The 271-nt window shown below is 59.4% G+C and carries 1 pseudogene; it reads right to left on the bottom strand.

Features of this window, described 5'->3' with window-relative positions:
• A pseudogene (locus tag AC0L3S_RS39375) lies at positions 1-230 on the bottom strand (ABC transporter permease); the annotation flags it as partial.
• Positions 231-271 lie beyond the last annotated feature (41 nt).

Here is a 271-nt window from a genome sequence, read left to right as displayed (position 1 = left end):
ATGAACATGATGGTGATGCCGGTGATGAAGGCGGCCATCGAGCCGACGGAAAGATCGAGCCCCCCCGACGAGATCACAAATGTCGCGCCGACCGCGATAATAGCAATGAAGGCGCTGCGGGTGATGACGTTGGCGAGGTTGGTGGCGGACAGGAAATCGGGGTTGATGAGGTAACCGACCACCAGCAGAGCTGCCAGCGCAAGAAAAGGCCCGATATCGGTCCAACTGATGTTGAGATCGAGGGGGCGACGCCTGGGTGCGGATTCGCTCA

Source organism: Bradyrhizobium sp. Ken01 (genome assembly GCF_055807355.1).
The sequence above is the reverse complement of the archived record's forward strand: the minus strand, read 5'-3'. Positions and strand labels throughout refer to the sequence as shown.